Raw genomic sequence first — 12,740 nt, 5'->3', positions numbered from 1 at the left:
TTTTAATCCTTATAAACCCGCTTTTAAGCTGGCCTCAATAAATTTATCCAGATCACCGTCTAACACCGCCTGGGTATTACGGGTTTCAATGCCGGTGCGGAGATCTTTAATGCGTGCATCATCAAGAACGTAGGAGCGAATCTGACTGCCCCAGCCGATATCTGATTTATTATCTTCCATTTCTTGTTTATCAGCGTTTTTCTTCTGCATTTCATATTCATAAAGTTTTGCTTTCATTTGTTTGAAAGCCTGATCTTTATTTTTATGCTGCGAGCGGTCGTTCTGGCACTGAGTGACAAGTCCGGTCGGAATATGCGTGATGCGCACGGCGGATTCGGTTTTGTTTACGTGCTGACCACCGGCACCGGAGGCGCGGTAGACGTCAATACGGATATCTGCCGGATTGATTTCGATGTCGATATCATCAGCCACATCCGGATAGATAAACGCAGAGCTGAATGAGGTATGACGACGGCCGCCTGAGTCAAACGGACTCTTGCGCACCAGACGGTGAACCCCGGTTTCAGTCCGCAACCAGCCATATGCGTATTCACCGATAATCTTGATTGTTGCTGATTTCAGACCGGCGACATCGCCGTCAGATTCTTCAATGATTTCAGTTTTGAAACCACGGCTTTCTGCCCAGCGCAGATACATACGCAGCAGCATACTCGCCCAGTCCTGAGCTTCTGTACCGCCGGAGCCTGCCTGAAGATCAAGGTAGCAATCCGCGCTGTCATATTCACCGGAGAACATCCGGCGGAATTCCAGCTTCGCCAGCTTATCTTCCAGCCCGCGCAGCTCTTCAATGGTTTCGTTAAAGGTTTCTTCATCGTCAGCTTCAACGGCGAGTTCCAGCAGTCCGCTGACATCTTCAAGCCCTTGATCTAACTCATCAATGGTCTCTACGATAGCTTCCAGTGAGGCGCGCTCTTTACCGAGTGCCTGCGCACGTTCCGGTTCGTTCCAGACATCGGGCTGTTCCAGCTCGGCGTTAACTTCTTCTAAGCGCTCTTTCTTGGCATCGTAGTCAAAGATACCCCCGAAGTACCGAGGTACGTTCAGTCAAATCCTGGATCTGATTTTTTACCGGGTTAATTTCAAACATGTCTTTTATCTTTTTGTTGATTATCGGCTAATAATGTGAGAGCTGGACATTGTAACGAATATCCGCCCATCATGACAGCACCGGGAGGCGCTTTCAGACTAAAATTAATCCGGCCAGATATGCTCAATTAATAACTGGGCGCTGCGCTGTCCGCGAAACTCATTCACATCCAGTTTATAGGCCAGCCTGACCCGCTGCACACTGTTATCAGGCCAGTAATTTACATCGACATTAAAGGCAATACCGTCCAGCAGCGGACCGCCGCCTTCCGGCTCCACCATGACTTTCAGGTGTTTTTCACCGACTATGCGCTGTTGCAGCAGGCGGAAATATCCGTCAAACAAAGGCTCAGGGAAACCCTGCCCCCACGGACCGCCTTCCCGCAGTAACCCGGCGGTTTCCAGTGTCATTTCCTGTATATCCAGTGCGCCGTCACTCCAGATAACCCCCTGAAGCTGTGCGGGATCGACCATTTCGCTTACCAGCGCGGCAAATTTTTCCTGAAAATCAGGAAAACAGTTTTCCGGCAGTGATAAGCCGGCCGCCATTGCGTGTCCGCCGAATGCGAGGATCATTCCCGGATTCAGTGTGTCCAGCCGCTCCAGTGCGTCACGCAAATGCAACCCCTGTACCGAGCGCCCGGAACCTTTCAGCAGGCCGTCACCACAGGGAGCGAACGCAATCACCGGGCGGTGATAACGCTCTTTGATGCGTGATGCCAGAATACCGACCACGCCCTGGTGCCATTCCGGATGGTACAGCGCAATACCGGATGGCATCTCCGTTGTACTGCGTTCTATTTTATCAAATAAAACAACCGCTTCCTGCTGCATTCCCTGCTCAATCTCACGCCGGGTCTGGTTCAGTGCATCAAGTTCGTGCGCCACCATGCGCGCCTGAGCCATATCGTCAGTCAGCAATAATGCCACGCCGACAGACATATCATCCAGTCGTCCGGCCGCATTCAGGCGTGGTCCCAGCGCAAAGCCGAGGTCACTGGCCACCAGCGCAGGGGCATTTCGTTTGGCTATCTCCAGCAGTGCGGTGATACCCGCACAGCAGCGTCCGGCACGGATACGGTTCAGCCCCTGATGCACGAGGATCCGGTTGTTCTGATCCAATACCACCACATCCGCCACCGTACCCAACGCCACAAGATCCAGCAGCTCAGCCAGATTCGGCTCGGCAATCCCCTGCTCCGCAAACCAGTTATCGGTACGCAGTGACGCGCGCAGCGCAGACATCAGATAAAATGCCACGCCGACACCCGCCAGCGATTTGGACGGAAATTCACAGTCGGCCAGGTTCGGGTTAATGATGGCTTCCGCCGGTGGCAGAGTCTCGCCCGGCAGGTGGTGGTCTGTCACAATAACGCGGATCCCCGCCGCATGTGCGGCACTGACTCCATCATGGGAAGAGATACCGTTATCGACAGTCATAATGAGTTCAGCGCCTTTTTTGCGGGCTTCCTCCACGACCTGCGGGCTCAGTCCGTAGCCGTCTTCAAAACGGTTCGGTACCAGAAAATCAATACGGCGAAATCCCATCAGGCGCAGGGCACGGACAGAAAGTGCGGTGCTTGTCGCGCCATCGGCATCAAAATCACCGACAATCACAATATGCAGATTCTGATGCAGCGCCTCTTTGAGCAGAGCCACGCCCTGTTCGATTCCGTTCAGTTGCCGGTAATTCAGCAACCCGCGGGCACCGCGATCTAACTGCTCAGGAGAGGATATTCCCCGTGCCGCATACAGGCGGCACAGCAGAGGAGAACGTTCAGGCGCTGACAGTGCAGAGCCGTCCGCCACATCGCGGCGGCGGAGTTCAGTTTTAATCATAACAACCTAATTATATTGATGATATTTATTTACTTGCTACTACTTCAGCCAATTTATCCGCAGATAAATAACCGGCAATAAGCGTACCATCTTCAAGCACAATGGCCGGTGTACCGGTGATCCCAAACTTGAGACCCAGATTATAGTGTTTGCTGATATCAATATTACATTTTTCAATCGGCGCAATAGGCTCATTTTTAAAGGCACCGTTCAGCGCTTTGGTTTTAAAACCGTTACACCAGACAGACTGCATCTCTTTTCCGACAGCCGAATCCGGCCCTTTGCGCGGGAATGCCAGATAACGAACCGTAATGCCTTTATCATTTAATGCATTATTTTCATTATGTAATTTAAGGCAATACGGGCAAGTCAGATCGGTAAACACGGTAATAACATGTTTTTCCCGGGGAGATTTATAAATGATCATCTCCTTTTCCAGGCTGTTCAGCTCACTCAGTAGCACCCGGTTTGTTATATTTTCGGGGGTTTTTCCGCTCATATCAAACATCGGCCCCTGTAACAGATAGCGCCCGTCATCACTGATATAAAAAATGCCCTGTGACGTACTGACTACCGCAACACCGGCAACCGGAGAAGGTTGGATTTGCTGCACCGTCATATCCATTTTGGCAAATGCGGCTTTAATCTCACTTTCCCCGGCAAATGCGCTGTGATTTACCACCAGCAGAAAAGCCAGAACAGACAATAATTTTTTCATCATAATACTCTTCCGTTGTTCCTTATCAGCCCCGCGGGTGGTGCTGTTGATGCAGTGTACGTAACCGTTCGGTCGCCACATGAGTATAAATTTGTGTGGTGGATAAATCACTGTGCCCCAGCAACATCTGTACCACGCGCAGATCTGCACCATGATTAAGCAAGTGTGTGGCAAACGCATGGCGCAGAACATGGGGGGATAATTTTTCAGTTGCGATCCCCGCGACAACCGCATAGCGTTTGATCCGGTGCCAGAATGTCTGGCGGGTCATCTGCCGCCCGAGTTTGCTGGGAAAAAGCACATCCTGTGTCTGTCCGTTTAATAATGCCGGGCGCGCCTGTGCCAGATATACCTCGACCCAGTAAACCGCCTCTTCACCCATCGGCACCAGGCGCTCTTTATTACCTTTACCGATAACGCGGATAACACCCTGACGCAGACTGATATCCGGCAGAGAAAGCGATACCAGTTCTGTTACCCGTAAGCCACATGCGTACAATACTTCCAGCATCGCTTTATCCCGCAGTTCAACCGGATCAGACAGATCCGGTGCGCTGAGCAGGTCATCCACCTGGCTTTCACTGAGATCTTTCGGCAATCGTGCCGGTAATTTCGGCGCAGCCAGCTGAATGGTCGGATCATCCGGGCGCTGTTTTTCCCGGTAGCAATACTGGAAAAAACGGCGCAGAGAACTCAGTAACCTGGCTGAACTGGTTGCTTTATATCCGCCGTCCATCCTGGCGGCGAGAAATGCCTGTAAATCCATCGTGGTCAGCGATAGCCAGTCCAGATTCTGCGGCGCGAGCCAGTCTGATAATGCCTGAAGATCCAGGCGGTAAGCTGCCAGCGTATTTTCTGATAAATTCTGTTCGAGCCAGATAGTATCAAGAAACAGCTCTGTCAGTGCATCACTTTCTCTGTGTTGTCCGGCGTCGCTCACGACCGCCCTCCCGTTTGAATTACCCGTGTCAGAACTCACTTATCTTCTGTTACAATACCTCAATATTGCCGTGAAAGCAGCGCCGGTAACAGGCACGCTCTCATTCTCTGACCTGACATACAGCAGAATAAATAAATGAAAATTGGTCTTTTTTATGGCTCCAGTACCTGCTACACCGAAATGGCGGCAGAAAAAATCCGCGATATTTTAGGTGAAGATCTTGTTGAACTCCATGATGTGAAAGATGCCGCCCCCGGGTTGATGGAAACCTATCCGGTGCTGATTTTAGGCATTCCGACATGGGATTTCGGGGAGATTCAGGAAGACTGGCTGGCTATCTGGGAAAGTCTGCCGCAGCTTAATCTTTCCGGTAAAATTGTTGCCCTGTACGGCATGGGTGACCAGGTGGATTACAGTGACTGGTTCCTGGATGCACTGGGCTATCTGCATCAGCAGTTACTGGCGACAGGTGTTCAGTTTGTCGGTTACTGGCCGGTTGACGGCTATACTTTTACCAGCCCGAAAGCGCTCACGCCGGACGGAAAGCACTTTGTCGGTCTCGCGCTGGATGATGTCAATCAATATGACGAAAGCGAAGAGCGTATCGCGACCTGGTGTATGCAGGTGCTCGAAGAAACAGAAGCCCTGTTGTAAACCGCGACGGCTGTAGCGGCATCAGTTTAAATATCCGGATATTGCGGAAGCAGTTGATTAAGACTGTGCCATGCCTCTTTCGGCATACTGTCAGAGGCAATCCAGAGGTATTTTTGCCGTTTTGAGGTCAGTGAGCGCAACAGCAGCCGCACACCAAACCGGGTAATACAGGGAGGTTTAATTATCTCCCACTCATTTTTACGCCACAGGATCCTGTTTTGGTTATACAGACTGAGAGGTCCGGTCCGCTTACTGATTTTATGTTGTGCCCGTCCCCATCCGCCAATTATCAGCAAAATAACCGGCAGCCAGATAAAAGAGGTTTCAGCCGGCCATGGTGCAAATAAAAGCCCCATCGCAAGGGCACCATAAATCAGTGTAGAGTAAACCTGCGTCTTAAATGAGACGCGTAATACTGATTTCCACAAAATCACCGGTCCGCCCCTTCTGTCATCATCAAAAAAACAGCAGCGCAGTACGCTGCACGGCTAATTATATACAACGATATAGCGCCTGACAGCAAGCTCCGCCAGCAAACCTGCAGTTTGAATGTATGAGGGTATATACCCAACGTCATTCAGGGCAGTTTGAATGAATAAGGGTATAAATACTAAATAATAACTGTGACCAGTTATTACCTTGCTATTACTGCCCGTGCAGCGACTGTGTACAGCTATCCGGATACCAAAGAAGCAACCGGCGGTCAGTCGGGATAATATGCCGCTGTCTGTGCTGCCATCCGTGCCTGATTGCGTTCCTGAATCAGCCGGACTATCTCATAAAGTGCATCATCATCCGGGCGGCCTTTATTCATCAGCCAGTTAAATAAGTCCGGATCAGGACTGGTGAGTAACTGTACAAAATTGCGCTTTTGTTCATCAGTCAGCGTGTCATATTCATGCTGAAAAAACGGCATAACCGCAATATCCAGTTCCCGCATGCCGCGACGGCAGGCCCAGTGGATGCGGGGTTTATTTTCAATATCGAGCACCGGCATATCCTTTTATTTTATGGAGAACGGTATATCCGTACAGACACAGCCTAGCAAGCCTTGAGTATAAAGAAAATCGTCTGCCGCACACACCGGTAAAAAATGCAGTATATCCGGAAAAATAATGTCATTTTCTCTGCCCGGTTTCATATTCTCTCCGCACCTGTCGCAGCACACGGTTGCAGCGCACAAAGGGGCAATATATTTCCTTGCAATGTCTGTTATCTCTTTTACCATATACCCAACGTCATTCAGGATGCAGGCAGGCGGCAAGGGAAGACTGACGGGGAGCATACATCGGTATGTGACCCGGTTGTCCTCGTTCCGCCAACGAACCTGCAGTTTGAATGAATAAGGGTATACATTATTATTGTTCTCCGGACAGGAAACACACATGAATTCAGAAACGACTGTAATGCACCCTCATCTGAGTGATGCACTTCCCCTGACACTGATGGCTCTGAATGACCTTGCACTGGTCACTATCACAGGCCCGGACAGTCAGAAATACCTTCAGGGTCAGGTCACGGCGGATATTGATGCCCTGACCGACAGTCAGCATGTGCTCTGCGCTCATTGCGATGCAAAAGGCAAAATGTGGAGTGACCTGCGTTTGTTTCATTACAAAGACGGATATGCTTATCTTATCCGCCGGAGCGCACTGGATACCCAGCTTGCCGAGCTGAAAAAATACGCGGTATTTTCCAAAGTGACGATCGCCGCAGATGAAACAGTTACCTTAACCGGGCTTGCCGGTGCCGGAGCAGCTGATGCACTGCGTACGCATGTGGCGCAATTGCCTGATGCAGATACGCAGGTAGTAAACAACGCGGATAGTGCGGTACTTTATCTGCCGCTGCCACAGGCGCGTTTTATTCTGATCCATACACAAACGCAGGCTGATGCACTATCTACGGCTCTTTCCCTGCCGCGCATCACCGGTAATCAATGGCTGAGCCTGGATATTGAAGCCGGTTACGCCGTTATTGAACCGGCTAATATCAATCAGCTTATTCCGCAGGCAACCAATTTACAGTCCTTACCGGGCGGGATCTGCTTTAAAAAAGGGTGCTATACCGGGCAGGAAATGGTCGCCCGTGCCAAATTCCGCGGAGCCAATAAACGCGCCATGTACACTCTGATTGGTGAAAGCCGCCATGTGCCGCAGCCCGGAGACGATGCTGAATGGCAGTTAGGCGAAAACTGGCGCCGGACAGGAACCGTGCTGGCAGCAGTCCGTTTGCAGGATGCGCGCATCCTGGTGCAGATTGTTATGAACAATGATATGGAAGCAGACAGCGTTTTCCGTATCCGGGAAGATGAAGAGAGCCGCCTGGCGCTTTTCCCGCTGCCGTATTCTTTTAACGAAGAAGCCTGATTTTTATATTGTCCGCGTATTAACGGTGCCGTAAAACGTACTGTTAATGCGCTTGTATTCTGTATGATTTACACCCGACATCATTCAGGATGCAGCCAACGAACCTGTAGTTTGAATGAATAAGGGTATATCTGAGGTTGTTATGTCATCAGCAGTTGCCGCACCAGTCGCACAACAAATTATTCCGTTTTCACAATTAATCACGTTTGTCATGGAACTCGATAAACTCAAAAGTATTTACCGCAAAACAAAATTACTGAATAACGAGCGTCAGGAAAATTCTGCCGAACACAGCTGGCATTTCGCCATGATGGCGATGGCATTTGCCCCTTATGTGCAGGATGCTGATATGTTGCGGATCCTGAAAATGGCGTTATTGCATGATGTGGTGGAAATTGATGCCGGTGATGTGCTGGTGTTTGATTTAGCGGCGCGCAAAGCAATTGCAGAACAGGAAGTGGCGGCAGCGCATCGTATTTTCGGCTTATTACCACAACCGCAGGCAGATGAATTTCTGGCGCTGTGGAATGAGTATGATGCCGCCGAAACCCGTGAATCACGCATTGCAAATATGCTGGATCGCGTGATGCCGGTGCTGATGAATCTGCATAATCAGGGTCAGAGCTGGGTGGAACATAATATTTCCCTGGCGCAGGTGATCGATCGCACAAAGTTTATCGCTGATGTGCATCCGCAATTCTGGGACTGGCTGCGCCCTGAGCTGGACGCGGCACAAGAGAAAGGCTGGCTGAAATAGTCCGGCAGACTGATATCCGGCGCTGAGTATAGCGCCGGATATTTATACAATAAAAACAGTAAACTATCGCTTATTCCGCTCTGCGCGTACTTTTGCCAGGTCAATCACATTGTCAGGAAGTGGTTTATCATGGCTTTCTTCATCACTTTCTGCATAACTTAATGGTTGTCTGCGTAACGCATCAAAACTGCGGAGTATTACGGCTTCATCGCTGTTACCCCGCCCGCTGTAGCGGGTAAACCAGCGGGTAAACATGGCTTCATCAGGGAAAAAATAGTCTTTACTCTGTCTGACTGAACGGATTGTACTGTTTGCCCATTCATCAAATGATGCTGCCTCCCCGTAGTTATCCGGAAAGCTCCCGACATCATTTACAGTATCTTCGAATTGCCACGCCACATCATTAATATGACTTTGTACGCTGCGATCACCCCGCAGACAAAAGCAGACATCACCATGATACATATCAAACCCGGCGAATATCTGCCTGAACTCACTTTCATCGCATAATGCAAATTCCTCTGCGAAAAACAGCATGCCATTAAACAGCCGCTCCGTGAACAGAGTAAGAAATCCGCTCTTGTCCGCTTTTTTTAAATCGCAGAACACCATCGCATAACGGGTGTGAATATGCATCGCAATCAGGACATGTTTGCGCCTGACTTTAACTGCATGCACTAACCACTGACTGATCGGCTGTGTCTCAGTGCCGGAATCGTCCACAGTTTCTGTTTGCGGTGCCAGCAGCGGAGAATGTTTTTTGCCGTGCCGGGTAACCGTGAAAAATTCCGCAGCCGCTTTGGTGCAGTTGAAGACCAGCATGATAAATTCCTTTATTAACAGGCGGCTTTAAACAAAAAGTCCGGAAGCAATGTGCATTTCCGGACTTTTTATTACAGCCTTGCAGCAATAACAGGAGAGTTTACACTATTTTGCGGCTCCCGCTGCCCTGTCTGTCACTCATAATCACTCATCGGTGCGCAGGAGCACTGAAGATGACGGTCACCATAAGTGTCATCCAGACGTTTTACTGTCGGCCAGTATTTATTTTCACGGGTTGCCTGAGTCGGGAACACCGCTGTTTCACGACTGTACGGATGCGTCCACTCCTCAGCCAGTTCAGTCTGAACGTGCGGCGCATTGACCAGCGGGTTATCATCCGCTGCCCATTCACCACTGCCGACCCGCTCCATCTCATTGCGGATCCCCAGCATCGCATCAATAAAGCGATCCAGTTCAGCCTGACTTTCTGATTCAGTCGGCTCTACCATCAGGGTTCCGGCAACCGGGAAGGACATGGTTGGTGCATGGAAACCATAGTCAATCAGTCGCTTGGCAATATCCATTTCCGTAATGCCGAACTTCGCTTTCAGCGGACGGATATCCAGGATGCATTCATGTGCCACATAACCGTTACGCCCTGCATATAACACATCATAAGCAGATTTCAGCCGTGCCGCGATATAGTTGGCATTGAGGATAGCCACCTGACTTGCCTGACGCAGACCCTGCGCGCCCATCATGCGGATATACATCCAGCTTATCGGCAAAATTGAGGCGCTGCCGAACGGTGCTGCTGATACCGCACCTTGTGACGTCAGCAGTTCTGATGCCACAATGGTGTGTCCCGGCACAAACGGTGCAAGGTGTTTTTTCACCCCGATTGGTCCCATACCCGGACCGCCGCCGCCGTGCGGAATGCTGAAAGTTTTGTGCAGATTAAGGTGAGAAACGTCCGCGCCGATAAAGCCCGGTGTGGTGATCCCGACCTGAGCATTCATGTTTGCGCCGTCAAGGTAAACCTGTCCGCCGAATTCATGAATGATCTCACACACCTCGCGCACACCCTCTTCATACACGCCGTGAGTGGACGGATAGGTGATCATCACACAGGAGAGTTTTTCACTGTGCTGCTCTGCTTTTGCACGCAAATCAGCCAGGTCAATGTTGCCGTCTTCATCGCAGCCCACAACAATCACATCCATACCCGCCATATTGGCAGAGGCCGGGTTGGTGCCGTGCGCTGAGCTTGGGATCAGGCAGATAGTGCGGTGCCCTTCGCCTTTGCTCTCCTGGTAACGGCGGATAGTCACCAGACCCGCGTATTCGCCCTGCGCGCCGGAGTTCGGCTGCATACACATGGCATCATACCCGGTCAGCAGCACCAGCCAGCGGGAGAGCTGTTCAATCATCACATAATAGCCCTGCGCCTGCTCCGGCGGGCAGAACGGATGCATATTACCGAATTCCGGCCAGGTGATAGGGATCATCTCCGCTGCCGCATTCAGTTTCATGGTACAGGAGCCGAGCGGGATCATCGCCTGATCCAGCGCCAGATCTTTGCGCGCCAGACTGTGCAGATAGCGCATCATGTCTGTTTCGCTGTGATAGCGGTTAAAATTAGGATGAACCAGAATCTTACCTTCACGGCGCATTGCCGCAGGAACAGATGCGGTTGTACCCGCAACCTGAGCATCCAGCGCATCAATATCTAATACTGCTTCCTGCCCGGTCAGTACCGCATACAGATTTTCCAGGCATTCGCGCTGTGTCGTTTCGCTCAGCGTAACCCCCACGGCACCATGAAGATCGGTGCGCAGGTTAATCCGCGCAGCTTTTGCCCGCGCCAGCACCGCCGGTTTATCTTTCACTTCAATGGTCAGGGTATCAAACCAGGTGGTATTGCGCAGATGCAGACCCGCGTCTGTCACCGCTTTCGCCAGAATGTCTGTCAGACGATGAATTCGGGTGGCAATCCGTTTCAGACCTTCCGGTCCGTGGTACACCGCGTACATACCCGCAATATTGGCGAGCAGAACCTGGGAGGTACAGATGTTGGAGTTGGCTTTTTCGCGGCGGATATGCTGCTCGCGGGTTTGCAGTGCCAGACGCAGCGCCCGGTTTCCGGCGGCATCAATGGACACCCCGATAAGTCGTCCCGGCATTGCGCGTTTATATTCATCACGGCAGGCAAAGAAAGCGGCATGCGGGCCACCATAGCCCATCGGCACACCAAAGCGCTGGGCGGAGCCGAATACAATATCCGCGCCCTGTTTACCCGGTGCTTCCAGCAGCACCAGCGCCATAATATCAGCTGCCACACTGGTGATTACCTGGCGCTGATGTAACTGCGCCAGTAATTCACGATAGTCATGAATTTGCCCGGTCGTGCCGGTTTGTTGCAGCAACACACCAAAAACATCATCATAATCAAGTGCTTTTTCCGCACTGTCGATGGTCAGTTCAAATCCGAAATAGGTGGCACGGGTGCGGATCACATCCAGTGTTTGCGGATGGACATCATCTGCAATAAAAAAGCGGTTGGCATTTTTCTTTTTGCTGATGCGTTTTGCCATTGCCATTGCTTCCGCAGCGGCTGTAGCTTCATCCAGCAGCGAGGCGGAAGCCAGCGGCAGCCCGGCTAAGTCAATGGTCACCTGCTGAAAATTCAGCAGTGCTTCCAGGCGGCCCTGGGAGATTTCCGGCTGATACGGCGTGTATGCCGTGTACCAGCCCGGGTTTTCAAGCAGGTTACGCAGAATAACCGCCGGCAGAATGGTCGGCGTATATCCCTGCCCGATATAAGAGGTAAACTGCTGATTCAGACCGGCAATGGTTTTCAGTTCGGTCAGCGCATCTTGTTCTGTCGCGCCGTCACCCACTGCGGGCGGGATATCCAGCTGAATATCACGGGGCACAATTTTGTGCATAAGGTCATCAAGTGACGCGGCACCGACAGTGGTCAGCATGTCATGTTGTTGTTCAGGGGATGCACCGATGTGACGGCGGATAAACTCCCCCTGGTTTTCAAGCTGGGCTAATGTTTGAGTCATTGTTCTCCGGTTCCTGAAGTTACTTAATCGATAAAATCCCGAAAAAAAACCCTGTTATGCAAGCAGAACAGGGTTTTGGTATTCGTTAGTCGTCTTCTTCTTCCAGCAATTGTGCGTAATTTTCCGCATCCATAAGACCTTCGAATTCGTCCGGGTCAGAGGCTTTAACACGGATTATCCACCCACCTTCATAAGGCTCGCTGTTAACCTGCTCCGGTTGATCTTCCAGCGTGTCATTGACCGCCAGAACAATACCGGAAACAGGAGCAAACAGGTCAGAAACCGCTTTTACCGACTCAACAGACCCGAATGCATCACCGAAAACTATCTCATCACCGACTGCCGGTAATTCAACATACACAACATCACCCAGCAGTTCCTGAGCCTGGTCAGTGATCCCGACAACGTATTCATCGCCACCCTCGTGACGAACCCACTCATGCTCTTCTGTATATTTCAGATTTTTAGGTACATTACTCATCACCAACCGCTCCTGTTATCTGGTTATACTCTTATTCATTCA

General features: G+C 50.9%; 12 protein-coding genes. 3 read left to right on the top strand and 9 right to left on the bottom strand.

Annotated elements, in window-relative coordinates; genetic code table 11:
- Positions 1–9: 9 nt before the first annotated feature.
- The 4 genes from prfB to xerD form a co-directional block, all read right to left on the bottom strand.
- Positions 10–1,108, bottom strand: a protein-coding gene (prfB, locus tag AYY17_RS20460) for a peptide chain release factor 2 (protein WP_156656749.1) whose coding sequence is annotated in 2 segments (ribosomal slippage) — positions 10–1,032 and positions 1,034–1,108 — 1,098 coding nt in all. Because the reading frame shifts where the segments join, the coding sequence is not laid out codon by codon here.
- A 104-nt stretch (positions 1,109–1,212) separates the two neighbouring features.
- The gene (gene recJ / locus AYY17_RS20455) at positions 1,213–2,946 is read right to left on the bottom strand and encodes a single-stranded-DNA-specific exonuclease RecJ (protein ID WP_067427012.1); all 1,734 of its coding nucleotides are present in this window, start codon (positions 2,944–2,946) and stop codon (positions 1,213–1,215) included.
- 25 nt (positions 2,947–2,971) lie between these two features.
- On the bottom strand, positions 2,972–3,667 hold the full coding sequence (gene dsbC / locus AYY17_RS20450) for a bifunctional protein-disulfide isomerase/oxidoreductase DsbC (protein ID WP_082981461.1): 696 nt from the start codon (positions 3,665–3,667) through the stop codon (positions 2,972–2,974).
- Between the two features lie 22 nt (positions 3,668–3,689).
- Positions 3,690–4,604: a site-specific tyrosine recombinase XerD gene (xerD, locus tag AYY17_RS20445; RefSeq protein ID WP_067427010.1), complete on the bottom strand. Its 915-nt coding sequence runs from the start codon at positions 4,602–4,604 to the stop codon at positions 3,690–3,692.
- Positions 4,605–4,739: 135 nt separating this feature from the next.
- On the opposite strand from xerD, the gene fldB reads away from it, so the two are divergent.
- The gene (fldB, locus tag AYY17_RS20440; RefSeq protein ID WP_067404731.1) at positions 4,740–5,258 is read left to right on the top strand and encodes a flavodoxin FldB; all 519 of its coding nucleotides are present in this window, start codon (positions 4,740–4,742) and stop codon (positions 5,256–5,258) included.
- Between the two features lie 26 nt (positions 5,259–5,284).
- Here the strand turns inward: fldB and AYY17_RS20435 are convergent, their stop codons facing one another.
- Both AYY17_RS20435 and sdhE read right to left on the bottom strand, forming a co-directional pair.
- Positions 5,285–5,692 carry a protein YgfX gene (locus AYY17_RS20435; RefSeq protein WP_067427007.1) on the bottom strand — a complete coding sequence of 136 codons (408 nt, stop codon included), beginning with the start codon at positions 5,690–5,692 and terminating at the stop codon, positions 5,285–5,287.
- A gap of 269 nt (positions 5,693–5,961) precedes the next feature.
- A complete protein-coding gene (gene sdhE / locus AYY17_RS20430; RefSeq protein ID WP_067427006.1) occupies positions 5,962–6,255 on the bottom strand; it encodes an FAD assembly factor SdhE in 294 nt (97 codons plus the stop codon).
- A 388-nt stretch (positions 6,256–6,643) separates the two neighbouring features.
- Here sdhE and ygfZ point away from each other — a divergent pair, with 388 nt between their 5' ends.
- Both ygfZ and AYY17_RS20420 read left to right on the top strand, forming a co-directional pair.
- Entirely contained in the window at positions 6,644–7,627 is a 984-nt protein-coding gene (ygfZ, locus tag AYY17_RS20425) for a tRNA-modifying protein YgfZ (RefSeq protein WP_067427003.1), read from the top strand.
- Positions 7,628–7,769: 142 nt separating this feature from the next.
- Entirely contained in the window at positions 7,770–8,384 is a 615-nt protein-coding gene (locus AYY17_RS20420; RefSeq protein ID WP_067427204.1) for an HD domain-containing protein, read from the top strand.
- Between the two features lie 63 nt (positions 8,385–8,447).
- On the opposite strand, the gene AYY17_RS20415 is transcribed toward AYY17_RS20420, so the two are convergent.
- The 3 genes from AYY17_RS20415 to gcvH form a co-directional block, all read right to left on the bottom strand.
- Positions 8,448–9,206, bottom strand: a complete 759-nt coding sequence (locus AYY17_RS20415; protein WP_067427001.1) for a DUF6933 domain-containing protein — start codon at positions 9,204–9,206, stop codon at positions 8,448–8,450.
- Positions 9,207–9,340: 134 nt separating this feature from the next.
- Positions 9,341–12,217: an aminomethyl-transferring glycine dehydrogenase gene (gene gcvP / locus AYY17_RS20410; RefSeq protein ID WP_067426998.1), complete on the bottom strand. Its 2,877-nt coding sequence runs from the start codon at positions 12,215–12,217 to the stop codon at positions 9,341–9,343.
- An 85-nt stretch (positions 12,218–12,302) separates the two neighbouring features.
- On the bottom strand, positions 12,303–12,698 hold the full coding sequence (gcvH, locus tag AYY17_RS20405) for a glycine cleavage system protein GcvH (RefSeq protein ID WP_067426995.1): 396 nt from the start codon (positions 12,696–12,698) through the stop codon (positions 12,303–12,305).
- Positions 12,699–12,740: the final 42 nt, after the last annotated feature.

It is taken from the genome of Morganella psychrotolerans, assembly GCF_001676055.1.
In the GTDB taxonomy this organism is placed as follows: Bacteria; Pseudomonadota; Gammaproteobacteria; order Enterobacterales; family Enterobacteriaceae; genus Morganella; species Morganella psychrotolerans_B.
This window is presented reverse-complemented; position numbering and strand designations above follow the sequence as displayed.

Coding starts and splice junctions, on each gene's coding strand:
- sdhE (WP_067427006.1), bottom strand. CDS start 6,255: ATGCCGGTGCTCGATATTGAAAATAAACCCCGCATCCACTGGGCCTGC.
- AYY17_RS20415 (WP_067427001.1), bottom strand. CDS start 9,206: ATGCTGGTCTTCAACTGCACCAAAGCGGCTGCGGAATTTTTCACGGTT.
- ygfZ (WP_067427003.1), top strand. CDS start 6,644: ATGAATTCAGAAACGACTGTAATGCACCCTCATCTGAGTGATGCACTT.
- gcvP (WP_067426998.1), bottom strand. CDS start 12,217: ATGACTCAAACATTAGCCCAGCTTGAAAACCAGGGGGAGTTTATCCGC.
- gcvH (WP_067426995.1), bottom strand. CDS start 12,698: ATGAGTAATGTACCTAAAAATCTGAAATATACAGAAGAGCATGAGTGG.
- dsbC (WP_082981461.1), bottom strand. CDS start 3,667: ATGATGAAAAAATTATTGTCTGTTCTGGCTTTTCTGCTGGTGGTAAAT.
- fldB (WP_067404731.1), top strand. CDS start 4,740: ATGAAAATTGGTCTTTTTTATGGCTCCAGTACCTGCTACACCGAAATG.
- AYY17_RS20420 (WP_067427204.1), top strand. CDS start 7,770: ATGTCATCAGCAGTTGCCGCACCAGTCGCACAACAAATTATTCCGTTT.
- recJ (WP_067427012.1), bottom strand. CDS start 2,946: ATGATTAAAACTGAACTCCGCCGCCGCGATGTGGCGGACGGCTCTGCA.